This window comes from Clostridium facile (assembly GCF_014297275.1).
Classification (GTDB): Bacteria; Bacillota; Clostridia; order Oscillospirales; family Ruminococcaceae; genus Massilioclostridium; species Massilioclostridium facile.
Genome location: NZ_JACOQK010000001.1, coordinates 260,177 through 285,502 on the forward strand (window position 1 = coordinate 260,177; position 25,326 = coordinate 285,502).

Below are 25,326 nucleotides of genomic sequence, written 5' to 3' on the forward strand. Positions count from 1 at the left end.
TTAGGCTTATAAATAGATGAAAAGATAGAATAAACTATATACTTTTATACTTTAGGTATTATATAACTTGTTTATTCCGATTTCTAGTCAAGCAGGGAGTGTTATATTAAGGAGTATCATTAAAGTTTTTTGTAAACTTAATTGGGGACTATGCGAATTTTGAAAAAATGGCGGCATTTATTATTTCATATATTTCGTATATATGTCGGATTTTTTTCAAGGGTTCCAAACATTTTTTATGTCTTAATGTCTGTGGTTTTATAAGATATTTTGATTTTTCTAGCAGCATCATGAGAGATAGTATAAAAGAAAAAACGGCCGTATTCACTAACGGCCGTTTTTGACTTTAAGAAGGAATAAAATTATTTTTTTCTACGTGTAAGGAAAATTACTGCCCCAGCTGCTACTGCAATAACAGCGCCTGCTACTGGAATCATATCTCCAGTTTTTGCTGCATTTGCTGTTGGTGTTGTGGATTTCTGCCCTGTCAGAATGGCAGTATCAGTGGATGGTGTGGTATCTTCCGCAGGCTGTTTTTCTGCGACTGTTACGAGATGATCTATTGCTGTTTGTACAGATTGGGCAGCTATATCTACTTCTTCTTGGGTCGCATTGTCGTTTTCCAATACTTTATTTGCATGTGCCATAGCTGCCTGCAACACATCATAGCTTTCTGCGGTATATGCTGTTGCTTCGATTCCACTTGCTTTTGTCATAATTTCTTCTAAAATGGATTTGTCTGCTTTAAATCTTAGATTTAACATTGCATTTAACAGATTATTCTCTGCTGTCGCAATTTCATCTGCCATAGCATTGTCTTTATCTGCAATTAAAGCTTGTGCTGTAATTAAAGCTGCTTCAAATTCTGATTTTCCTTGTTCTACATATTGGTTCAAATCATAACTTTCTGCTAAGGATACCAAGGTTTCCAGAGAAGAAATATCCCCTTTGACAAAACCGAGTTTATGGATTTCATTCAATAAAGTTTGCCAAGCTGAATCCACTTCTTCTTGTGTAGCGTCTTTATTTTGAGCAACTTCTACTGCGTTATCTAATGCTTGGTTAAAAGATTTTTGAACATCTGCAATGACATTGTTAAATTCTTCAGAAGATTTTTGTGTTTGTGCGTATTCAATCACCGTATTTAAAATATCTTTATCAACGGTTGAACCATCGCTAACATATCCATCAGCAAGGGATACAGTTAAATTGCCATCTGCTACAGCAAAATCATATCCACCAGCAGCAAGTTCAAATTCAGCTACTGTGCGGCCATTGTGTTCTGTCATTTGCACAAAAGTAACGCCGGAAATTTGCTGATAAGTTTTGGCAATTTCCTCGCTGATTGGGAGATAGAGGGTTGCGCTGGTGTTTGCTGGAACAACTGTATGGTAAGTTTCCAGTTGGCCGTTTTCGTTTGCGGTCCAGTTACTTTCGATAGTACCATAGTAAGAATTATATCTACCGTTTACATAGCTAAGGCGTGCGCTTTCATCAATTGATGGCTGTAAAACAATTTCTTTAAAGCCTGGTGCCTGTTCAGAAGAAGCAATGCCAGCCATATTTTCGTACATCCATTCCCCGACAGCACCATAAGAATAGTGGTTGAAAGAAGTCATGTCTTTCCGCGCAAAACTATTTTCCGCAGTATAAGCGTTCCAACGTTCCCAGATAGTTGTAGCACCGTTTTCTACACAATAGAGCCAAGAAGGCATTTGATCTTGGAGTAGGAGGTTGTAGGCTACATCTTCTGCTCCAATTTCTGTGAGGACAGGTAAAATAACATTTACGCCTAAGAATCCAACAGCTAATGTATCTTCCGCATAGCCTTCCCGCATGGAGCCATTTTCATTATGGATATTTTTTAATAGATTTGCAATCATGGTATCACGTTGAGTCTGGGTATCATAGAAGCCAAGTTTTAATGCCCATAACAATCCACTTTGAGCATTGTCTACAACTGGGTAACTTTGGTTGCTTGTAACTACTTCAGTTACGCCATCTGCTGTTGAAGTAAGTAGATTGCCATCTTCAGTTAGATACTTGTCAATCGCTTGACGGCGGGTTTCTTCATATAATGTGTTATACTTTTCTACACAATCTTGTTTGCCTAAAATAGTAGAGATTTTGCTCATGATCTGGGCGGTATAAGCACGATAAGAAGCGTTTAAGAATTGTACAGAAGCGGCTTGGAATGCTAACCAGTCACCGTAAGTACCTGTATCGTAGCCTCCAGTTTCACCGACCTGGGTCATATAGGCATCCATTTGTTCAAATTGATTTTCTAGGATCGAAAGGTCACCAGTTTGTAGATACATATTCCATGGAATAATAATTCCAGCATCACTCCAACCAGCTTTATTGCTTTCATCGTAGCCGCTGCCAATTTTGTTCCAGCCAGTTGGTTCTACTAAACCATAACTTCCATATGCTTCCCGGTGTGCGTTCATAATATCAGCATATTCCAATAAGAACGGCATTGAGTTAAAGTTATACACTGCTGTACCAGAGAATACCTGCGCGTCGCCTGTCCATCCAGAACGTTCGTCGCGCTGTGGGCAGTCTGTAGGCACGCTTAAATAGTTGCTGCGTTGCCCCCACAAAATGTTGCTAAAAAGCTGGTTTACATTTTTATCGGAAGTTTCCAGAAAACCTGTTTGTTCTGTTACAGAAGAAATTACTTTACCAGTGTATTGTTTAATGGTAATATCCTGATCAACAGTAATTTCAGTATAACGATAGCCATGGAATGTTTGGGATGGCTGATAGGTTTCTTCCCCACCATTCAGAATTACGGTATCTAAACATTTCGCATTCCTCAAATTTGCTGTATAAATAGAGCCTTTTGGGCCATCGCTTCCACCTGCGCTGTCTATTTCATTGATGCGGCCATCATTTAGCATTTCCGCATGGCGAAGAGAAAGTGTTGTACCTTTTTGCCCTTCTACTGTGATATTGGGGACACCTACCATGTTTTGCCCTAAATCTAAAATTAAGGTTTCCCCAGTTTTTAATTCAATATTTTGATTTACGTTTATTGGAATTTCTACTACTTCCCCTTTTGGAAGAGTAGAAGTTCCACCATTTTCTACTGATTGGTTTATTTCTCTATATTTATAGCCGGAAACAGGTTTTTTATCATTTTCGGTATCAAAATAAGCAGCACTTACACTGGTTGAACGCATTTCCCCTGTATAGACATCGTTTTGTACGTTGAACCAATCGGAGTCATTATTATAGAATGGTTGATAATTTGGCTCTGTCCAACCTGTAATTTCATGAGCAATAGTAGAATCATAGCTTTCTCCACTATAAAAACAGTTTCTTCCACTATTGGTAAATGGGGTTTTCCTGCTTGCTTTCCAACTGTTTTCATCTGTTACAATTGTTTTTGTAGAACCATCAGCATAGGTCACTTCTAATTTTGCACATAACGCAGTTTCTGAAGAAGTTGGACTACCAATTACCTCTTTAAATCGGTTACCACGAGCTACTTTTCCTTTATACCAGCCACGCCCAACGACAGCGCCAATAGCAATATTAGAGCCATTAATCATGTTAGTAACATCATATGTATTACTATTAACATAAGCATTATAATCTGTCCATCCAGGATTAAAGATATCATCTACTACGCTTCCGTCTACATTTACCTGTTTGACTTCTTCACCATTAATATAAATATCGTAGTTTCCAAGCGCAGAAACATAAAGACGCGCTGAAGCAATTTCCCCTTCTGGAATCTGAGCTTCTGTCCGGAACAAAGGAATATCTTTATGCCCATCAGACATTTTATCTTGTGGAATTATAATCCAATTGGCTCCACCTTCTTCCCAATTACAACCAGTTTCAAAACAAGATTTATCTGATTTTATAGTATCCCCATTTTTATCAAATACTGTAACTGTCCAGTAATAGCGGGTTTCCCATTCTAGTGGATTTCCAGCATAATCTATCCCAACAGATGTATTATCTTTTACTATACCAGAGTCCCATACGACTTCACCATCAGGAAAATCCTTTGTTACAACAATTTGATAAGATGCCTGTTCTTGCCCGATTAAATTGGAATCCATTTTCCAACTAAATTGGATGCCTTCTGTGTCAACCCCGATCGGATTATCTTGATAGTTCGTTGTCATTTCTACTACAGATGTATGGATATCATCGTTGGCAGCAGAAACAAATGGAGTTGTACAAGTTACAGCAGCCAGTATGGAAATGGACAGCAGTAACGCCAATGCTTTTTTGGAAGCGTTTGATTTGTTCATTTTCTTCTCTCCTTTAATAAAAATTTTTTGTAATGAATGGGCTACCTAAACCCTCCTTTCCCTTAAAAAATATATTTGCCCTAATTAATATACATTATCGTTCATGTAAAAAAATATAAAAAAAACGCCCATAAATGGGCGATAATGTATTTTTTAAAAGTTTCAATATAGGAATGAAAAAGTATATGTTTCAATTTTTATTATGGCATTTTTACACTCCCATTACAAGAGTAAAGTCTACCAAAATTAAATATCAAAAAATAAACAATATTTACAAAAGCTATTTAAAAATAGAATCTATAAAACAATAAGCACTACAGGTATTACCTGTAGTGCTTATTGTTTTTTTGATAAGTTGATGGAAATTAGTTATATAGATCCTTAAATTTCTTTAGATAAATTAAGAGGAATTTTATTTTGTTTCCAAGATAGCGCCACGGTTGCCAGAGGTTACTAAGGAAGCATAACGTGCCAAGTATCCGGTTTTGATACGTGGTTCTTTTGGAACCCATGCGGCACGGCGTTTTTCCAATTCTTCTTCACTTACTTTGAAATTGATGGTGTTTGCCATGATATCAATTTCAATGATATCTCCATCTTGTACCAATGCGATATTACCGCCTACGGCAGCTTCTGGGGAAACATGGCCGATTGCTGCACCACGGGTTGCGCCGGAGAAACGACCATCTGTAATTAAGGCAACTGTGCTGCCCAAGCCCCTGCCCATAATTGCGGAAGTTGGGTTAAGCATTTCCCTCATACCTGGACCGCCCTTTGGACCTTCGTAACGAATCACAACAACGTCGCCATCCACAATTTTACCGCCATTGATTGCCGCCATTGCGTCTTCTTCACAGTCAAATACTTTTGCAGGGCCACTGTGTTTGAGCATTTCTGGAGCAACAGCAGAACGTTTTACAACGCAGGAATCTGGTGCTAAGTTTCCTCTTAATACAGCAATACCACCAGTTGTACTATATGGGTTTTCAACAGGACGGATTACTTCTGGATTCTTATTAAAGCTATTTTTGATGTTTTCCGCTACAGTTTTACCAGTACAGGTGATAAGCTCTGTTTTTAATAATCCCAATTTATTGATTTCATGCATTACCGCATATACACCGCCTGCTTCATACAGGTCTTCCATGTGATGAGGACCAGCAGGTGCAAGATGGCAGATATTTGGTGTTTTATCACTGATATCGTTGGCCATATCCAGATTTAATTCAATGCCAGCTTCATGGGCGATAGCGGGCAGGTGCAACATACTGTTGGTGCTGCATCCAATTGCCATATCCATGGTTAAAGCATTGTGGAACGCACCTTCTGTCATGATATCCCTAGGGCAGATATTGTCTTTTACCAATTTCATGATCTGCATACCAGCGTGTTTTGCCAGACGGATGCGTTCGGAATAAACAGCTGGAATGGTTCCATTCCCTGGCAAGCCCATGCCCAATACTTCAGTTAAGCAGTTCATTGAGTTTGCGGTGTACATACCGGAACAAGAACCACAGGTTGGACATGTTTTATTTTCAAATTCTTCCAGTTCTTCTGCAGAAATCTTACCAGCGTTGTATGCCCCTACTGCTTCGGATGCAGCGGAGAAGCTTACTTTACATCCGTTTACAGTACCAGCTAACATTGGACCGCCACTGACAAAGATACAAGGGATATTCAAACGTGCGGCAGCCATCAGCATACCTGGTACGTTTTTATCACAGTTTGGTACCATAACCAAAGCGTCAAAACCATGGGCCATTGCCATTGCTTCAATGGAATCAGCAATGAGATCACGGGTTACCAAAGAATATTTCATGCCCTGATGTCCCATAGCAATCCCATCACAGACAGCGATTGCAGGGAACACAGCAGGAGTACCGCCAGCCATTGCAACACCCAATTTTACTGCGTCTACGATTTTGTCAATATTCATATGTCCCGGAACGATTTCGTTATAAGAACTAACAATCCCGATTAAAGGACGTTCCATTTCTTCTTTTGTAAAGCCCAGTGCATTAAACAAAGCACGATGAGGGGCATTTTGTACGCCATTGATGATAGATTCACTTTTCATAAGTATAACTTCCTTTCCAGAAGAATTTTATAACGTGTTGTATAACAACTATTATAAGTTGTCTAACAAATGATGTCAAGGGAATTCTACAAAAATTTTTATTTTTCCAATGGTTCTAGGGCATTATGTTGCATGAGTTGGGAAAGTACAGCAATATTCGCAGCGGCTTCTACTACAGGTACAGCACGAACCACAATACAGGAATCATGTCTACCATGGATTACTAGTTTTTCATCTTTGTGCTGTTTGTAATCCACAGTGTCCTGTTCCTGGGAGATTGAAGCAGTTGGTTTGATCGCCACTTTAAAATGGATTGGCATTCCTGAGGTAATGCCACCTAGAATACCGCCATGGTGGTTGGTTTTTGTTTTGACAGTATCGCCATCCATATAGAAGGGGTCATTGTGCTGGGAGCCAAGCAGTTCCGCTGCTCCAAAACCTGTACCGAACTCAATTCCACGAACAGCTGGAATGCCAAATATCATCGAAGCAATATCGTTTTCCATTCCGTCAAACATAGGAGAACCTATCCCAGCAGGTACACCTGTGACCATACACTCAATGATTCCACCAACAGAATCCAAATTTAAACGGGCTTTTTCGATTTCTACTCGCATGGAATTCCCAGCTTTTTCATCAATCACTGGAAAATCTTTGGTGCGGATAGTCAACATCTGCTCTAAATCAGGGGAAACTGTGTCAAAAGCCTGGTCTTTGACCCCATGGATAGAAAGGATATGGGCAGCACAGTAAATTCCTCTGCGTTCTAAAATTTGTTGACAAATTGCCCCTGCAAATACCAATGGTGCGGTTAAACGGCCGGAAAAATGTCCTCCACCCCGGATATCGTTTGCCCCCTGATACCGGATATCTCCGGTAAAATCCGCATGTCCTGGACGTGCCAATGTGGTGATGTTTCCATAATCTACAGAGCGGGTATTGGTATTCCGTATAACGGCACAAAGGGGGACGCCTGTGGTATGCCCATCCAGCATGCCAGAAAGGATTTCCGGTTGGTCTGCTTCGGTGCGGGGGGTAGAACCGGATTTTTTGCTGTTGGGGGCACGTCGTGCCATAAATTGTAGCACATGGTTCATATCAATTGGTTCCCCTGGTGGCAGGTTATCCAGTACCGCACCTATGCCTACACCGTGAGATTCCCCAAAAATAGATAGTTTAATGGTTCGATTCCATATGGATGACATTGACAATCCCTCCTAATGATTGGTAGTCTTGATAAAATTCAGGATAACTTTTTTGGACACTTTCCGCTGTGTTTAGCTGAACTTGTCCATCCGAGAACAGTGCTGCAATGGCGGTAGACATGGCGATTCTATGGTCGTTAAAACTATCGACATTTCCACTATGAAAACTGTCAACCCCATCGATTTCTAATTTATCTTCATAAGGGGTTAACTTTCCACCTAATGTATTTAAACAGTCAGAAATTGCTTTTAGCCGGTCGCTTTCTTTGATTTTGAGCCGTTTTGCCCCCGTAATCCAGGATTTTCCTTGGCAGATGCTCCCTAATACCCCTAAAATAGGGACTAAATCTGGAATATCAGAAGCGTCTACTTCAAATGGTTTTAATGCCTGAGTGGCGGAAATAAGGATTCCATCTTCTTTTTGCTCTACTTTTGCGCCGCAGGATTTAATAATTGTCAGGATTTCTTTATCCCCTTGGGAGGAATCCAGGTTTAAATCCTGTAGTAATACACTACCTTTTCCGGCGGCAGCTACTGCGAAAAACGCAGCTTGGGAGAAATCCCCCTCCACACGGTAATCATGGGGATGATAGCTTTGGTTTCCAGGTATCCGGTAACCGTACTCTGTTTCCATTACCTGAATACCAAACTGCTGTAGCACATCAATCGTCATATCCGCATATGGTTTGGATTCCAGTTTTCCATTGATATGAATTTGGCTTTCTCCGTTTAATAGGGGAAGGGCAAATAGCAAGCCAGTAACAAATTGGGAGCTGATATCCCCATCAATCTGGTAGTCACCCGGCTGCAATTGTCCTGAAACCGAAAAAGGCATTGTGTTATGGTAGTCAAAGACCACGCCATTTTTAGACATCTCGGTGAGGTAAGGGGTAATAGGCCGGGTCGGAAGCTTACCTTTTCCCAAAAAGGTACCGGATACCCCAAGGGATGAAACAATTGGGATGAAAAACCGGAGGGTAGAACCGGATTCACAGCAATCAATGGTTGCCTGTTCCGCAAGAGACTGGATTCCCGTGACAGTTACTGTGTTTCCAGAGATGGTATATGTTGCCCCCAACGCTTTTACTGCATCTAATGTAGCGACAATGTCTTTTGAAAGGATGATATTTTCTATTTTACTGGTTCCATTTGCCAAAGCGGCAGATAAGATAGCGCGATGGGAAAGGCTTTTAGAAGGGGGGATGGTAATTTTCCCGTCAAGTTGGGATGGTGAAAATACTACTTGCATTGATATTCTCCTGAAACAAATTTTTTGTATTCCTCTACCGTCACCCGATAGATATAGCCTTTGCCGATGGTGTGGATCAAAATCAGATTTAAGTTGCTTTTTTCTCTCTTTTTATCGTTTAAGCTGTTTTGTACCAGTTCTTCCGAAGAGAGATTCAGTTCTACTGGAAGGTGATATCGTTCACAGGCTTGTCTGATTTTTTGGGAACATCCTGCTTCGGTCAACCCATATTGTTCCGCTAGATTGGTGATAAGGCACATCCCAACAGCAACAGCCTGGCCATGGGTATAGGTTTCATAGTGATAGATTTTTTCAATGGCATGGCCCAGGGTATGTCCAAAGTTCAATAACATCCGCTGACCACGGTCAAACTCATCCTGTTCTACTACATCCCGTTTGATGGAAATACATTCAAAAATAATCTCTTCCAAATGGGCTTGAATATCTCCATTCAACAGGGTATCAAATAGACTTTCTGATTGAATACAGCCGTATTTGATGGCTTCTGCTACACCGTCCGCAAAAATCTCATCAGATAATGTTTTTAAGCTGTCCGGGTCGCAGAGGACTAAGCGGGGTTGATGGAATGCGCCTACTAGATTTTTGCCGGCCTCAATATCCACTGCGGTTTTCCCGCCAACCGAGGAATCAATCTGTGCTAAGAAGGTGGTAGGGATTTGTATAAAATCAATTCCCCGTAAATAGCTGGCCGCAGCAAATCCAGCTAGATCCCCAACTACACCACCGCCCAGTGCAACAATGAAATCTTTGCGGGTGATCTGTTTTTCGGTTAAAAAGTTAAAAAGATTGGAAAGGGTTTGCATGGATTTGGAGGATTCCCCATGAGGGAATACAAATACATCCACCAAAAAACCCTCCTGTTCTAAAGATGCCTTTACCTGTTGGGTATATAATTTGTCTACAATATCATCTGTTACAATAACAGCATGGTCAGAATCCGTAATAGTTCGGGTATAACTGCCTGTTTGTTGGAGGATTCCCCTTTGGATATAAATCTCATAAGGAACTCCTGTTTTTACCGAGATTGTTTTCATAGGATCGCAGCCTTTCTTCTAAGTTAAAATATGTAACAAAGATTATATATTTACATGTTACTAAAAAATCCAAGATTCGTCAACTTGTTTCGCAGGCAATCAACCGGTTTTTTCTATTATTTTTGACGCAGCGTTCGACAGAAAAAGTGTTGCCAACTGTATTGGATTGATGATATAATAAATAATTAGATTGGGTTTCTTTTTAATATAGGAAGAAAAAGAATATCACATTGGGATGGAATATTAAAGGCGGGGAACAACAGTGGATTATTTGGATAGATTTAAAACAACGCCATTTGGTGGATTTAAAAAACAGGATGTTTTGGCGTTTATTGACCAAATGGTTGGGGAATATGAACAGAGGAACAAGCAGCTGGAACAGGAATTGAACCAGACAAAAGCGGTATTGGAACAAACGAAGCAAGAATTGGAGTCCACGAAAACGAAATGCCGGGAATCCATTGTGCAAATTCAAAAATATCGGAATAAGGTTCAGAAAATGGAAGAGCAAAGTCAGTTTGAGCTGCGCCAAAAAGAGGATAAAATTGACGATGTAGAGTTAAAAAACCGTCAGCTTTTATATAAAATCCAGGTTTATGAAGACCGTTTATCCCAGTACCAGTCCTTGGAATTGGAAAAACGTGGATTAGAACAGAAAAAGCAGGAAATGGTAGAACAAGCAAAACAACTTTCTAGAGAAAAAACCAACCAGATGGTGCAGGAAGCCAAACAGTTAGTGGAACAGGAGTACAGCACCAGAATCCAGCAAGCGGAAGAAGATGCAGCTAAAATTGTCAAACAAGGGGAAGAAAACGCTGCTGAAGTCATGAAAAAGGCAGCTGTTTCTGTACAACAGATTGTAGAGCGCTCTAAACAGGAGTTAGATAATACCATGGTGCAATCAGAACAAAAAGCCAACGAGATTATTAAACACGCTAACGAGACGGCAAAACAGATTATTGCGGATGCTGCTGGCAAACAGCTGGAACGCCATGCGCCCAAAATTAAAGTAGACCCTAAAACACAGGAACGGTTCCGCCAGGACTTAGAGGCGTTACAGCGGAACCTGGAAAAAGAAGTGAGCGAAGCTGTTTCCCATTTGGATAGCGCTACTGAGTCTGTGCAAACCGCAAAGGATAAAATGGAAAATTTGACAATTACCACCAAAGGTACGCCATCGGTTACCGAGGCAACCAAAAAATACAAAAAAGCAATTAAAAAATTTTTAAAGTAGGGAAGTACAATGGCAGAATATCATATTACAACAGAACAATTAAAAGAATTTGCGCCAACATTAAATGTAAGGGATCGGGTTTATCTCTCTGGGGTGGTTTATACCTCCCGTGATGCCGCGCACAAAAGGATATTTGAATATATGGAGCAGGGAAAAGAACTTCCATTCCGAATGGATGGCGCGGTCATCTATTATGCAGGGCCAACTCCTGCGAAACCAGGTATGGCAATTGGATCGTGTGGTCCTACTACTTCGAGCAGGATGGATCGTTTTGCTCCAAAATTATTGGACATGGGTCTAGCGGCTATGGTTGGAAAAGGGGAGCGCAACCAGGAAGTAATTGATTCGATTATCCGGAACCAGGCAGTTTATCTTTGTGCAATTGGTGGAGCTGGTGCGTTGGCATGCAAACACATTACTTCTTGTAAAGTAATTGCGTTTGATGACCTTGGCTGTGAGTCGGTAAAAGAATTGATATTTGATGAATTCCCTCTAACCGTGACGATTGACTGCCACGGAGGCAATATTTTTGAACATTAGAATATAGAACACCCGTCCTGGAAAAGGATGGGTATTTTTTGTTTTATGTAACTCTCCTGTCACATTTTGAACTACTGCCTATTTTTTACTGACCACAGGTAATATGTAGTACATTCGGCAACTGCTTTTGCAAAAGAATATTTTACAGACATTTCTCGTTTTGTAGCTGTTTGACATCAGATAGGATTTTAAATTTGATGTTTTTAAAGAAAAATATAAACTTTCTGTCCAATCTGCTCATCATGGGGAGATTAACGTTAACATAGAGTAAAAGATGTATTTGGCAAAAGCAATTTTTTATAGTAGCTGTTTTACAAAATATTATGGAGAACAACTATTTATAGTATATAATTATAATTCATGAAAACTGGATTTGAATCGCGACTTATCTTAGCTGATAATAGATCTTCTATTCTCTATCAACTCCATTTGTAGTTTGATTGATATCTCTTGCGGTTTCGTTGAATGATTATGAAAAATCAATTGCATATCGTTATGGAAAAAAACAGTGGATCATTAAAAAAACATAGAAATAAACGGAAATATTTCTTTTGATATCAGGAATATAAAATGAAAAATGAATGAAGCTCTTTGTATAAATTGCAAATTTCGCAGGTTTTTCCTTGACATCTTCTCTTAAAACCTCTAAAATAAAATAAGATTAAACTTGGGAGGTTATGTGATGGAAAAGGATCTGCTGGAACTAATAGAATTAAATATGGGCAGTTTTTCCAAAGGGCAAAAATTAATTGCCAACTATATCCTCAATCATTATGATAAAGCAGCGTTCATGACTGCTGCAAAATTAGGCGCCACTGTTGGCGTCAGCGAATCCACAGTAGTGCGTTTTGCAACAGAGATTGGTTTTGATGGATATCCAAAACTGCAAAAGGCATTGCACGAAATGATTCGCAACCGCCTTACCTCTGTACAGAGGATCCAAGTGACTGATGAACAGATTGGCCAGGATGATGTACTGGATAAAGTCTTAAATCTGGATATTGAAAAGATCCGTAAAACATTGGAAGAAACATCCCGGAAAGATTTTGAACGGGCGGTAGACAGTATTGTAAACGCAGAAACTATTTATATTATAGGTACTAGGAGCGCAGCTCCGTTAGCCAGTTTTATGTGGTTTTATTTTAATCAGATGTTTAAACATGTCCGTTTGGTGCAGACTACCAGCGTTAGTGAAATGTTTGAGCAGATTATGCGAATTGAACCACAAGATGTATTGATCGGAATCAGTTTTCCTAGATATTCCAACAATACAGTAAAAGCGTTCCGCTATGCGAAAGATTGTGGCGGTACAGTTGTGGCAATTACAGATAGTCCTAAATCCCCTTTGGCAAAAAAAGCGGATAGCTTATTGCTGGCGAGAAGTGATATGGTTTCTTTTATTGATAGCTTAGTGGCACCATTGAGTTTGGTTAACGCTTTAGTGGTTGCTGTTGGATTGAAAAAGCGAGAAGAAATTTCTACTACCTATCAGAAATTAGAGTATATTTGGGATGAATACCAAGTATATGCGAAGAATAGAGAGAAGATGGAAAACAAAGACATCTAAAAGGAGTTATTCGGATGGCAGATCTTGTAGTAATTGGTGGAGGGGCAGCAGGTTTGATGGCTGCCAGTACAGCTGCAATATATGGCAAACAGGTAGTCCTATTAGAGCGAAATGACCGTGTTGGTAAAAAAATACTGATTACAGGAAAAGGCCGATGCAATGTTACTAATAACAGTGATTTACAAAATCTGATTGCCCACGTCCCGAAAAACGGAAAGTTTTTGTACAGCGCTTTTTCCCAATTTAGTGCGGAAGACGCTATTTCTTTTTTTGAAAGCCTTGGCGTTCCCTTAAAAACAGAACGTGGAAATCGTGTATTTCCGGTTTCTGACCGTGCTGGCGATATTGTTTCCTGTTTGGAACGGTATTGCAAAGATTGTGGAGTTAAACTACTTCATAAACGGGCAAAAAAAGTACTGACTGAAAAAAATAAAATTGTTGGTGTGAAAACGACGACAGAGGAAGTAATTCCCTGTCATGCTGTTGTGGTCGCAACGGGAGGAAAATCCTATCCAAGGACTGGTTCCACAGGGGATGGGTATTTGATTGCCGAAAAATTGGGGCATCGTATTACACCGGTAACTGCTTCTTTAGTACCAATTGAAACCAACCCGCAGGATGGCTGCAAGGAAATGATGGGACTATCCTTGCGGAATGTTATCTTAACTGTGACAAAAACAGGTTCAAAACAGGTTGTTTATTCTCAAATGGGAGAGATGCTGTTTACCCATTTCGGAATTTCTGGACCATTAGTGCTGTCCGCAAGCTCTCATATGAGGGAGATGCAGTCAGGAAAATATCAGATGGAAATCGATCTAAAACCAGCACTTTCCCCAGAACAGTTAGATGCCAGGCTCATCCGAGATTTTTCTGAAAAATCCAACAAGGATTTTATTAATTTGTTGCGTGGATTGCTTCCGGCAAAAATGGTACCTGTTATGGCAAAACGCAGTGGAATTCCGTTTGATTTAAAAGGAAATCAGATTACCCGTGAAATGAGAGAGCGTCTATGCTATTTGTTCAAACATTTTGAGCTGACACCGGAACGGTTTCGCCCAGTGGAAGAAGCGATTATTACTTCTGGTGGAGTGGATGTTTCCCAGGTGAACCCTAAAACAATGGAATCTAAGATACAGTCAGGGTTATATTTTGCTGGGGAAATTTTAGATGTAGATGCTTATACAGGTGGGTATAATTTACAGATCGCATGGTCTACTGGCTATTTGGCTGGGTTAAATGCGGAATAAGAAAGGGAGAAATAAAATGGTTTCAATCGCGATTGACGGACCTGCCGGTGCTGGAAAAAGTACGATTGCCCGAGCAGCTTCGAAAGAATTGGGATATATCTATGTAGATACCGGTGCGTTGTATCGTTCTATTGGATTATACATGATTCGGCATGGAATTTCATTACAGGATGCAGAAGCAATTGCTTTCAATGTGGAAAATGTTCAAATTGAGCTGAAGTTTATTCAAGGGGAGCAACGGGTCTTTTTGGGAGAAGAAGATGTTTCTGACCTGATCCGCACACCGGAGGTTTCTATGGCCGCTTCCGCTGTTTCCGCCGTCCCTAAAGTACGCCAGTTCCTGTTGGATTTACAAAAAGATATGGCAAAGAAAAACAATGTGGTGATGGACGGCCGTGATATTGGTACAGTGGTATTGCCAAACGCCGATGTTAAAATCTTTTTGACTGCTTCCGCAGAGGAACGTGCTAAACGTCGCTGTAAGGAGTTGGAAGAAAAAGGACAGGCTGTTTCTTACCAGGAGGTTTTAACGGATATTCAACAAAGGGACTACAATGATTCGCATCGGGAAATAGCACCATTAAAACAGGCGGAAGACGCTGTCTTATTGGATACATCCCATTTGGATTTACAGCAATCCATCCAGGCTTTATTGGATTTGGTAAAAAATAAATTGAACTAACAGAAGGAATCAATTATGGGCTTTTATGAATTTGGACAGAAAGTATTAAATGTGTTGTTCCCTATCTTTTACCGGATTAAAGTAGAAGGGATAGAGAATGTACCAGACCATGGCTTTATTATGGTGTGTAACCATCAGTCTTATTTGGATCCTCCATTATTGGCATTGAAACTAAAAAAACGTAGGCTTACTTTTATGGCGAAAGAGGAGTTGTTCCATAAGCCAATTTTGGCTCCTATTATTCGTAAATTAGGAGCATTTCCTGTTTCTAGAGGGAAAGGGGATACTGCTGCTTTTGACCAGGCTTTGGAAACAATTAAAGAGGGAAAGATTCTGGCTTTATTTCCAGAAGGGACCCGTTCCAAAACAGGGGAACTGTTAAAGCCAAAATCCGGTGCGGCAATGATCGCTTGTAAAACCGGCGCTGTTGTAGTACCAGCGGCAATTACTTATAGTACCTTAAAACACCGTCCTGGAACAAAAGTTACCATCCGTTATGGAACCCCAATTCCCAGTGAAGATCTTCATTTGGGAGAACAACCAGCACCTGCTGAGATTAAAGCTGCCAGCCGAATGATTATGGACCATATTGCGGAACTGCATTATCAGTGAGGAAAAGGGCTATGACACAGATAAAATTAGCAAAAACAGCTGGTTTCTGTTTTGGGGTAGACCGTGGTGTCAACCTGGTCTATGATTTAATCCAACAAGGAAAAAAAGTTTGCACCTTGGGGCCTATTATCCATAATCCCCAATTGGTTGCGGATTTGTCTACTAAAGGGGTGCGCATTATTGAGCAACCAGAGCAGGCTTTCCAAGATGAGACTATCGTTATCCGTTCCCATGGCGTTGGACAATCTGTTTATCATTCTTTAAAGAAACATCAGCTTACTTATAATGATGCAACTTGTCCGTTTGTGGCAAAAATTCATAATATTGTCTTTCAGGAATCTTCCAACGGCAATCCTATTTTGATTGCGGGAAATCCTGAGCATCCAGAAGTACAGGGAATACAAGGGCATTGTGTAGGGGAGAGTTTTGTATTCCAGACCCCAGAAGAATTGGAAGATTTACTAAAAAATACTGAAAAATTTGTGAAAAAAGCTCCTGCTATGGTAGCACAAACCACGTTTCAAGTATCTTTATGGGAAAAATGCGTAGAAATTGCGAAAAACCTATGTACAAATCTCAAAATATTTGATACAATATGTAATGCGACTAGTTTGCGCCAGGCAGAAGCTATAGAGCTTGCCAAGCAATCTGATTTGATGGTTGTGATTGGCGGACGCCACAGTTCGAATACTAAGAAACTGTTGCAGGTGTGCTTGCAGTACACCAATGCCGTCCTGATTGAGACCAAGGACGAGCTTGACCCTAGTCTTATTATGTCCGCCCAAAGGGTTGGCATAACAGCAGGAGCTTCTACTCCTGCCTATATCATTAAGGAGGTTCTAGAAACCATGAGTGAAATTATTAAAGATCAGCCTACAGAGGAACTGAGCTTTGCCGAGCTGCTGGAACAATCAGAAGCACAGGCAGAAAGACTATATACAGGAAAGAGAATTAAAGGTATTGTTACCTCTATTGCCAAAAATGAAGTGCAAGTAGATATTGGTGGCAAACAGTCTGGCTTTATTCCATCTTCTGAATTAAGCGATGATCCAAACGCAAAACCAGAAGAGATTGTTGCAAAAGGTGATGAGATTGATCTGGTTGTATTAAAAGTAAATGACCAGGATGGTATTGTTACCCTGTCTAAAAAACGTTTGGATGCTGAAAAAGGTTTTGATGAAATCATTGCTGCAAAAGATGAAGATAAAACTTTATCCGGTGTTATCACCGATGTTGTTCGCGGCGGTGCTTTGGTATTGACCAATGGCGTTAAAATCTTTATTCCAATTTCCCAGCTGTCTGACCATCGTGTAGAAAACGCAGAAGAATTCTTGAAAAAAGAAGTGGAATTCAAAGTAATTGAAGTAAATCCAAACCGCAGACGTGCTGTTGCATCTGTAAGAGCGGTATTGAATGCAGCAAAAAAAGCAAAAGCGGAAGCATTCTGGAGTGAAGTAGAAGTTGGCAAAACTTATACTGGTACTGTAAAATCCCTGACCGATTACGGCGCATTTGTTGACCTGGGCGGCGTTGACGGTATGATCCACATCACAGAATTGTCTTGGACTAAAATCAAACATCCTTCCGATGTTGTTAAAGTTGGCGATACTGTAGAAGTATATGTAAAAGATATTGATGAAGAAAAGAAAAAAATCTCTTTGGGTTACAGAAAAACAGAAGATAATCCATGGGAAATCTTCAAAAACAATTATGCGGTTGACCAGGTTGTAAACGTAACTATCGTTTCTTTAACTCAATTTGGTGCATTTGCGGAAATCATTCCAGGTGTTGACGGTTTGATTCACATTTCTCAAATCGCTAACCAGCATATTGCAAAAGTTGCAGATGTTCTGTCTGTTGGCCAAAAAGTAGACGCTAAAATTACGGAAATTGATCTGGACAAAAAACGCATTAGCTTATCTATGCGTGCCCTGTTGGAAGAAGAAGCTCCAGCAGAAACAGAAGAAACAGATGAAGTTGATTCCGAAAAAGAAGAACTGAAAGAAGCTGTAGCAAATATTGAAGGTGTAGAAATTCAATAATAGTTTATTTAAACTATAGATTTTACAGTTCATAAAGTAAAAATTATTTTTGTGATAAAAAAGAAAAAGCGCATGTTTGCATAAACGCAGGCATGCGCTTTTTGCTGTTATGGAAACCATCGGCTCTGTCGGTAGAAGTTTCCGTAAAAGAGAGTTTAGATTCCAGTAGTAGATGAAACAAGTTAGGAATAAACGGGCTGGAAAACTAACAGAAAAAGTTGTTAAGTGGATGAATTTTTCGTTTATGAATTTAATGCCAGTGACAAAATATTCAATGTACTGTAAGGACTAGCCGGTAATAGACCCTTTTAGGGTTTCTTCAAGCCACCAACTTTAGCGGCTATAACGATGAAAAATAGTTTACTTTTGTTGATAGAAGTGAACCATAAAAATTTTTACTTTTAGTCTTAGAAAATAGGAGAAATTTGCTCGGAACACTTTGTTGTAATATCATATGTTGGAATTAATTTCCTGAATGTTTGCTATTTTTTAAAAAAGAAAGTTGTCATATAAATGTTTCATTTTTTCATCGTTGTATGGTTTCTATTCATAAAAATTTTCTATTATATTTATGATATTTATCGAAAATATAAAATAATTTACTTGTTTTTGGAAAGATTGTCAATAGAAATTTGTATAATGAGATGCTATAATAATTTTGTTATGGTATATAATAACAATTTTATAGGCAGATTTGCTTAAGGAGGAAAAGAGATTGAAACAGAAACATTCTATCTGGAAACGGTGTTGTTCTGCTTTGTTGGCGGCCGCGATAGCGGTTACAACTGCTGTTACTGCGGTATCGCCTGTTTTAGCAGCCCAAGGGGATACATTTGATATCAACCGGGAAATTTCTCGCCGTTTTACCACAGAAAGTTTGGTTTTGCTTAGGAATCATGAAAATGTACTTCCTTTGCAAACAGAGGACCAAGTCGCTGTGTTTGGTTCTACTCAAGTGAATACATTTAAAACAGTATTTGGTTCTGGAAGTACGGAAGGAATTGGAATTGGATTTGTGGATACCTTGAGTGTATTGGAGACCAAAACCAAAGTAGATTCCCAGCTTGCAGCGCAATACCGAGAATTTGCTCGTACAAATCCACCGGATACTAGCATGGATAATGTAGATAACGAGATTTTGTCAAAACGATCTATTCCCGAGATGCCATTAAATGATTCTATTGTATCCGAGGCTGCTCAACGGAATAACAAGGCTGTCATTTTTATTGGACGTACCAATGGGGAAGGATACGACTGGCAGCTGGAAAACGAATACCAATTACGTCCAGAAGAACAAAATATGATTGACCTTGTCACAAAATATTTTGATAACGTAACTGTTGTTTTAAACACCGCCTCCCCAATTGATATGACTTGGGATAATGATAAAATTGATTCCGTGTTATGGGTAGGAATTTGTGGTGACCAAGGTGCAAACGCAATTTCCGCTGTCTTAAGTGGGGAAGCAAATCCTTCTGGTAAATTGACCCAAACATGGGCTGCAAAATATGAAGATACTCCAACTCATATGAACTATGAAATGACAAATTATCCAGAAGGGCTTCATGGCCCAGAGGTAGAATATGAAGAAGATATTTACGCTGGTTACCGGTATTATGATACTTTTAATGTAACACCCAAATTCCCATTTGGATATGGTTTATCTTACACCACATTTGATACAGAAATAGATAGCATCACTGCTGATAGCGAAACAGTTACCGTGCAGGCAACTGTAACCAATACGGGAGATGTCCCAGGAAAAGAAGTAGTACAGGTTTACTATAGTGCTCCAGATGGAAAAATGGAGAAAGCCTACCAGGAATTAGCAGCTTTTGCGAAAACTGATTTGCTACAGCCCAATGAAAAACAGACTTTAACCATGACCTATCAGGTGAAAAACATGGCGTCTTACGACGAAGAAACCGCACGTTATGTGTTGGAGCCAGGAGACTATGTTGTCCGTGTAGGAAATTCTTCTCGTAATACTCATGTTGGTGCTGTGATTACTTTGGATGATTTAGCAGTGACAGAACAGCTTTCGAACCATATGGAAGAAGCGATTCCGTTATCTCGCTTTACAAAAGAAGGGGTTACCCCATATTCCTACGAAGGCGAAAAGGAAGAGATTGCATCTGCAAAGAGGATTCCTTTAACGGCTTCTAGTATAAAAACAGAAAACAACGCTAACACAATTTCTGATGAGCCAGAATTGTTAGAAAATAGTGTAGAGGCTGAATTTGTACAAGCAGCACAGCAGGAATTGGATTCCAGCGGTTATGGTGTTGCCCCTGTTTTGGATGATGCAGTACAGCAAATTCCAGGATTGATCCATTGTGCGGATTTAGGGGTTAACTTTGCGGGATTTGTAGTAAATGACCCTTCTGGTGATGAAGATGGATATAAGAGTGTAACTGTCCAAAAGGCAAATACCAAAATGCCGTTTGAAGTGAACTCTGCTTATGATGGTTCCCATACCTTAACCATCCGTTATTTTGTGGATTCTCCAAGTAGTGTTACATTAACTGACCAGAATGATAAAACACTATGTACCTTCCAAATGGACACTACTGGTTCCTGGGCAGAAACAACGGTAGAAAATGTTGATTTAACTGGCGTGACCAAAATGAATTTGATTACCCATAATGATAATATCAACTTAAACTGGTTATCCATCCAGACACAGGAATACGCAGGACTTGTAACAGCAACATTGCCATCTGGCAGTTATAAAGATGCTGTTACAGTTGCTCTAAAAAATGATGATTGTCCAGATTCTACTATTTATTATACAGTAGATGGCTCAGAACCAACTACATCCAGCGCTGTTTACCAACAGCCAATTACAGTATCTGCTGATACAACGATCAAAGCAATGGCAGTAAAAGATGATAGCAAAAATACTGTTGTATCTTCCTTTGCTTATAAAATTGATGGGAGTATTTCTGCAAAAGCAGTAAAACCAACCTATTCTTTTATGGAAAAAGATGATAATGGAAATCAAATCCTTTCCATGCGGGCAGAATCCGGTATGAGCATTTTCTATACTACAGATGGTTCTACTCCAACAACTGCTTCCCAGTATTACTCTGCTCCTATCAGTGTAAAAAATGGTACTACTGTAAAACTGGTTGCCGTTGGACCAAATTGTGACTATAGTCCAGTAGTAACCGTTTCCATTGCGGATGTTGCAGCTCCAACTTCTAATGTAGAAACAGGAGGCACTTATTTAACAGGACAAAAAGTAGGTTTATCCAGTGCCGCTGGAACAAAAATTTACTATACTATGTCAACAGATGGTTCTATGCCAGAAGATCCAACCAATGCTTCCGAACAGTATAATGGAGAAATTTCATTAGATACAAAATCGAAAGTAATCTTGAAAGCAATTGCAGCTAATGAAAATGGCTCCAGTGAGGTAGCTACCTTTGTATATCAAATCACAGATAAACTCTATACTTTGGAAGATGTTTACAATGGCGATGCTACTGTGGAACAGGTAGTGGCACAAATGAATCTGAGTGAATTAGTAGAAGTAGTTTCTAATACTGGAAATTCCTCCAGATTCAGAAGTCCAGGCGTCGCTTATGCGGATGGTCCTTTAGGAGTGAAAACCAATAACTTTACTAAATGGGCTGCACCATCCTTGTTGGCTTGTTCCTGGGATGTAGAATTGTTCCAAGAACAAGGAGACGCTGTGGGTAAAGAAATGGTAGAAGAAGGAATCGATTTTTGGCTGGCGCCAGGTGCAAATATTTTGCGTGACCCCCGTTCGGGAAGAAACTCAGAATACTATGCAGAAGATCCTGTTTTAACCGGTGTGTTAGCTTCTACTGTAATACAGAATGTACAAAAACATGGTGTTGGATGTGTAGTAAAACACTTTGTGGGAAATGACCAGGAAACTCACAGAAAACAATGTGCTAACGCTATTGTATCAGAACGTGCTCTGCGGGAAATTTATTTGAAAGCATTTGAAATCATTGTAAAAACATCACAGCCTTGGGGATTGATGACAACCTATTGTGATGTTAACCGTATTTCCACCGCAACTAATTTAGAACTTTGTACTGCTATTCCACGTGGGGAATGGGGATTTGAAAACGTAATCATGACCGACTGGGGTTGCTACGCAGACAATGGTATGATGATGTATGCTGGTAACGATTTGGTAATGCCTTCTGGCAGTGCGGAAGTCATTAAAAATTCCGTTTTAAAACCAGATCAGGTGAACACCAGTGATCCAAACTATACAAAACCAACTACAAAAGCAATGTTGCAACGTAATGTTGTTAATATCTTTGACTTAATGTCCAAAACAAACGCATTTTCTAGATTAATTGGCCAACCACAAACTTACCAATATCAAGTTCCAGAGGAAACCTGGATTACAACTTCTAAAGAAGCGAAACAAGCAACCGTAACTGTTACAGTGGGAGAAAATGGTTCTGTATCTCCAACTCAACAAGAAGTTATAATTGCAACAGATGCTACCTTTACAGTAACACCGGATGCCAATTATATGGTAGATGATGTTATGATTACTCCAGTAACTGCTTATACATTAGATGACAATCAGTTAACCGTGCAAAAGGTAAAAGGGCAAACTGACATTCAAGTTACCTTTAAAGCCATCCCTGAATCAGCTGATTTTGATGGATTAAACCAGCTGATTCAATCTGCACAAGATAAACTGGATCAAGCAACTATTGGTGGGCAGCCAGGAAACTATTTGCATACAACTGCAAAAGAGTTCCAGGCTGAAATTGATGCAGCAAAAGTTGTAGCAGAAAATAACCAGGCTACTGTTATGGAAGTAGAAGATGCAATTTGCCTTTTAAAAGAAGCTATTGCAAAATTTGAAAGCCAACAGGTAACCCAAATAACTCATGAATTAACATCGGATACTACCTCTAAAATAAAGGCAATTGATTATTCTGACGCAAGCCCAGTGGTAGGTTCAGAAGCTTGTAGCGATTCGGATGGCGGTCAGAATACAACAGGAACTTATAAAGGTACATATCTGGAATATACTGTAGATGTAGATCAGGATAATGTTTATCATTTGTACGGAAGAATTTCTACCAATGAAGACAACTGTGGCTATGAGGTTTATGTAGATGATGTACTGCAAGGCAGTATGTTGCAGGAACAGAAAACTGGCGGTTGGCAGAATTGGGCTACCAGTGACCCTGTTAAAGTAAATTTAACAGCAGGAGTCCATACCATTAAATTTGTATTTACCAACAACGGTATTAACGTAAATTACTTTACATTAGAACCTCTTATGAGGACAGTTACTATCCATACAGATGATCATGGAATAGTATCTCCATCTACCATGCAGATAGAAAAAGGGTCCAATGCAGTATTCCAATTACAGCCAAACGATGGCTTTGTTCCGGAACAAATTGTAATTGACCCATCTACATCCTATCATTTGAAGGATAATGTATTATCTGTGAACAATATTACCCAGAATACAACTGTATCTGTTACATTCAAACAGGTCCCAGATACCCCAGATTTGGACCGTTTGAATGCTTTGATTGAAACAGCGCAAACCTTAAAAGAGAATGCGATAGCAGATGGAACGGTAGGAAATTATGTTCCATCTGTGTTAAACAAATTCCAGGCAGCTATCGACCAGGCAAAACAGGCAGCTGCAAACCCAGAATTAACCGCAACTGATATTGAATATGTGATTTTAGACTTACAACAGGCAATCAATCAGTTTGAAAACAGCAAAGTAACACAATTAACCCATATTATCCCTTCCACAGATATTACAAAAATCAAAGCTACTTCTCATTCCGCAACGAGCCCTGGAATTGGAGCAGAAAATTGTCAAGATGAAGATGGTGGACAAAATCCAATTTATACCGATGGTGGTACCTGGCTGGAATATCAGTTTGACGTAGCAAAAACAGGCTGGTATCAATTTACTCCACGTGTATCTGTCAACGCAGCAGGCGCTGGGTTTGATGTATTGGTAGATGGGAATAAAGTTGCTGAGTTTTCCAACCAATCCGCAACAGGAGGATGGCAAAACTGGGTAACACGTGATCCAGCAACGGTTCCATTGACAGAAGGAACCCATATATTGAGAATTGCGTTTACGGTAAGCGGTATGAATGTTAACTGGTTCCAGTTCAAACCAATGCCGACTGTTGTTTCAGTAGAAACATTAGATACAATTACAGTGGACTATGGAATCCCATTTGAAGAACTCTCCCTGCCTGAAACAGTTTCTGTCACATTAAATAATCAAACAACAAGAGAATTATCCGTACAATGGGATGGTACAAATTATAACCCAACTGTAGCAGGAAATTATACCTTAATTGGTACATTATCTGATACACAGGGTGTCAATAACTTTGACGGTTTAACAGCTTCTATTCAAATCACTGTAAAAGATCAATCGGAACCAGAATGGACGGTACAGGAAGTAGCAGATGCAATCCCAACACCAGTGATTACAAAAGATACTACTCAAATTGCCTTACCAGAAGTTCCAGATGGATTTACAGTAGAATTGACAAACAGTAGCCGTCCAGAAATTATTAGCCTGGATGGAAAGGTGACTCATCCAACTGTGGATACTGAAGTAGAACTCACTTATACTGTATCCAAAGATAGAGAAACAGCTATTGCTGTAAGAAAAGTACTAGTTCCAGGAAAACCAGTAGAACCAACCGAGGTAAATAAAGATATCCTGAACAAAGTAATTACCTATGCGGAAGAACAAAAAGCTTCTGAGGGGTTTAACAATGTAATTGCAGATGTACAGGAATCCTTCAACGCAACATTGGATGCAGCAAAAGAAATTGCGGCAGATCCAGCAGCAAGTCAGGATGCAATAGATGCAGCATGGAAAGCATTAATGACAGAAATTCATAAACTAGGCTTTGTCAAAGGTGATATTACTTCCTTAGAATCCCTGGTAGCATTGGCGAAAACCTACGATATGAATGACTTTGTAGAAGCAGGTCAGGCAGAATTCTTAGAAGCATTGAAAGCAGCGCAAGATTTATTAGCGGATAAAGACAATGCAATGCAGGCAGAAATCAAAACAGCAGAAAGCAATCTGTTGAATGCAATGCTGAATCTGAGATACAAAGCAGATAAATCCATCCTGGAAGCGTTATTGGCGGAAGCGAATGGCAAAGATGCTAACGTATACACAGCGGAAAGCTACGCAGTACTGGAAGCAGCAGTAGCAGAGGCAAACGCAGTAATGGAAAATGAAAACGCAACTCAGGAAGAAGTAGACACAGCAGTAGCAAATGTACAAGAAGCAATGAAAGGATTGATAACAGTAGAAACACCAACTGCTGAAACCCCAGTAGATAACGATATGGACGGTACACAAACAGGGCAAGAAAGTACAATCACAAAAGCAAACGCAGCGAAAACAGGCGATGTTGCTCCAATTGCTGGTGCTGTAGCATTAATGATTGCAGCTGGAACAGTAATAGTCCTGAAAAAGAAAAAATAATTATTTTGTACTTTTTAAATGATAGCATACTGAAAGTATAATTA

13 protein-coding genes are annotated in these 25,326 nt (G+C 39.7%); 8 read left to right on the forward strand and 5 right to left on the reverse strand.

Features of this window, described 5'->3' with window-relative positions; genetic code table 11:
* Positions 1-362: 362 nt before the first annotated feature.
* The 5 genes from H8Z77_RS01040 to aroB all read right to left on the reverse strand — a co-directional run bounded on the left by H8Z77_RS01040 (position 363) and on the right by aroB (position 9,857).
* Entirely contained in the window at positions 363-4,271 is a 3,909-nt protein-coding gene (locus H8Z77_RS01040; protein WP_186995888.1) for a family 78 glycoside hydrolase catalytic domain, read from the reverse strand.
* Positions 4,272-4,683: 412 nt separating this feature from the next.
* A complete protein-coding gene (gene ilvD, locus H8Z77_RS01045) occupies positions 4,684-6,348 on the reverse strand; it encodes a dihydroxy-acid dehydratase (RefSeq protein WP_186995889.1) in 1,665 nt (554 codons plus the stop codon).
* Between the two features lie 98 nt (positions 6,349-6,446).
* Positions 6,447-7,553 carry a chorismate synthase gene (gene aroC, locus H8Z77_RS01050; protein ID WP_186995890.1) on the reverse strand — a complete coding sequence of 369 codons (1,107 nt, stop codon included), beginning with the start codon at positions 7,551-7,553 and terminating at the stop codon, positions 6,447-6,449.
* On the reverse strand, positions 7,525-8,802 hold the full coding sequence (gene aroA / locus H8Z77_RS01055; protein WP_186995891.1) for a 3-phosphoshikimate 1-carboxyvinyltransferase: 1,278 nt from the start codon (positions 8,800-8,802) through the stop codon (positions 7,525-7,527). The genes aroC and aroA overlap by 29 nt, the downstream gene beginning before the upstream one ends.
* Positions 8,793-9,857 carry a 3-dehydroquinate synthase gene (gene aroB / locus H8Z77_RS01060; RefSeq protein ID WP_186995892.1) on the reverse strand — a complete coding sequence of 355 codons (1,065 nt, stop codon included), beginning with the start codon at positions 9,855-9,857 and terminating at the stop codon, positions 8,793-8,795. The genes aroA and aroB overlap by 10 nt, the downstream gene beginning before the upstream one ends.
* A gap of 262 nt (positions 9,858-10,119) precedes the next feature.
* On the opposite strand from aroB, the gene H8Z77_RS01065 reads away from it, so the two are divergent.
* The 8 genes from H8Z77_RS01065 to H8Z77_RS01100 all read left to right on the forward strand — a co-directional run bounded on the left by H8Z77_RS01065 (position 10,120) and on the right by H8Z77_RS01100 (position 25,282).
* Positions 10,120-11,091 (forward strand): hypothetical protein, encoded by a 972-nt coding sequence (locus tag H8Z77_RS01065; protein ID WP_186995893.1) that lies wholly within the window; start codon positions 10,120-10,122, stop codon positions 11,089-11,091.
* A 9-nt stretch (positions 11,092-11,100) separates the two neighbouring features.
* Positions 11,101-11,631: a FumA C-terminus/TtdB family hydratase beta subunit gene (locus H8Z77_RS01070; protein ID WP_186995894.1), complete on the forward strand. Its 531-nt coding sequence runs from the start codon at positions 11,101-11,103 to the stop codon at positions 11,629-11,631.
* Positions 11,632-12,313: 682 nt separating this feature from the next.
* Entirely contained in the window at positions 12,314-13,198 is an 885-nt protein-coding gene (locus tag H8Z77_RS01075; RefSeq protein ID WP_069988245.1) for a MurR/RpiR family transcriptional regulator, read from the forward strand.
* Between the two features lie 8 nt (positions 13,199-13,206).
* Complete coding sequence (locus H8Z77_RS01080) at positions 13,207-14,445, forward strand: BaiN/RdsA family NAD(P)/FAD-dependent oxidoreductase (protein WP_366472160.1); 1,239 nt, start codon at positions 13,207-13,209, stop codon at positions 14,443-14,445.
* Positions 14,446-14,461: 16 nt separating this feature from the next.
* Positions 14,462-15,127 carry a (d)CMP kinase gene (gene cmk / locus H8Z77_RS01085; RefSeq protein ID WP_186995896.1) on the forward strand — a complete coding sequence of 222 codons (666 nt, stop codon included), beginning with the start codon at positions 14,462-14,464 and terminating at the stop codon, positions 15,125-15,127.
* Positions 15,128-15,142: 15 nt separating this feature from the next.
* A complete protein-coding gene (locus H8Z77_RS01090) occupies positions 15,143-15,739 on the forward strand; it encodes a lysophospholipid acyltransferase family protein (protein ID WP_069988248.1) in 597 nt (198 codons plus the stop codon).
* 11 nt (positions 15,740-15,750) lie between these two features.
* Positions 15,751-17,781, forward strand: coding sequence for a bifunctional 4-hydroxy-3-methylbut-2-enyl diphosphate reductase/30S ribosomal protein S1 (locus tag H8Z77_RS01095; RefSeq protein ID WP_186995897.1), 2,031 nt, complete (start codon positions 15,751-15,753; stop codon positions 17,779-17,781).
* 715 nt (positions 17,782-18,496) lie between these two features.
* The gene (locus H8Z77_RS01100) at positions 18,497-25,282 is read left to right on the forward strand and encodes a chitobiase/beta-hexosaminidase C-terminal domain-containing protein (RefSeq protein WP_186995898.1); all 6,786 of its coding nucleotides are present in this window, start codon (positions 18,497-18,499) and stop codon (positions 25,280-25,282) included.
* The last annotated feature ends 44 nt before the right edge of the window (positions 25,283-25,326 follow it).

What these genes read in the sequence shown, in the direction of transcription:
- H8Z77_RS01040 (WP_186995888.1), bottom strand. Translation starts at nt 4,271, where the DNA reads ATGAACAAATCAAACGCTTCCAAAAAAGCATTGGCGTTACTGCTGTCC.
- ilvD (WP_186995889.1), bottom strand. Translation starts at nt 6,348, where the DNA reads ATGAAAAGTGAATCTATCATCAATGGCGTACAAAATGCCCCTCATCGT.
- aroC (WP_186995890.1), bottom strand. Translation starts at nt 7,553, where the DNA reads ATGTCATCCATATGGAATCGAACCATTAAACTATCTATTTTTGGGGAA.
- aroA (WP_186995891.1), bottom strand. Translation starts at nt 8,802, where the DNA reads ATGCAAGTAGTATTTTCACCATCCCAACTTGACGGGAAAATTACCATC.
- aroB (WP_186995892.1), bottom strand. Translation starts at nt 9,857, where the DNA reads ATGAAAACAATCTCGGTAAAAACAGGAGTTCCTTATGAGATTTATATC.
- H8Z77_RS01070 (WP_186995894.1), top strand. Translation starts at nt 11,101, where the DNA reads ATGGCAGAATATCATATTACAACAGAACAATTAAAAGAATTTGCGCCA.
- H8Z77_RS01075 (WP_069988245.1), top strand. Translation starts at nt 12,314, where the DNA reads ATGGAAAAGGATCTGCTGGAACTAATAGAATTAAATATGGGCAGTTTT.
- cmk (WP_186995896.1), top strand. Translation starts at nt 14,462, where the DNA reads ATGGTTTCAATCGCGATTGACGGACCTGCCGGTGCTGGAAAAAGTACG.
- H8Z77_RS01090 (WP_069988248.1), top strand. Translation starts at nt 15,143, where the DNA reads ATGGGCTTTTATGAATTTGGACAGAAAGTATTAAATGTGTTGTTCCCT.
- H8Z77_RS01095 (WP_186995897.1), top strand. Translation starts at nt 15,751, where the DNA reads ATGACACAGATAAAATTAGCAAAAACAGCTGGTTTCTGTTTTGGGGTA.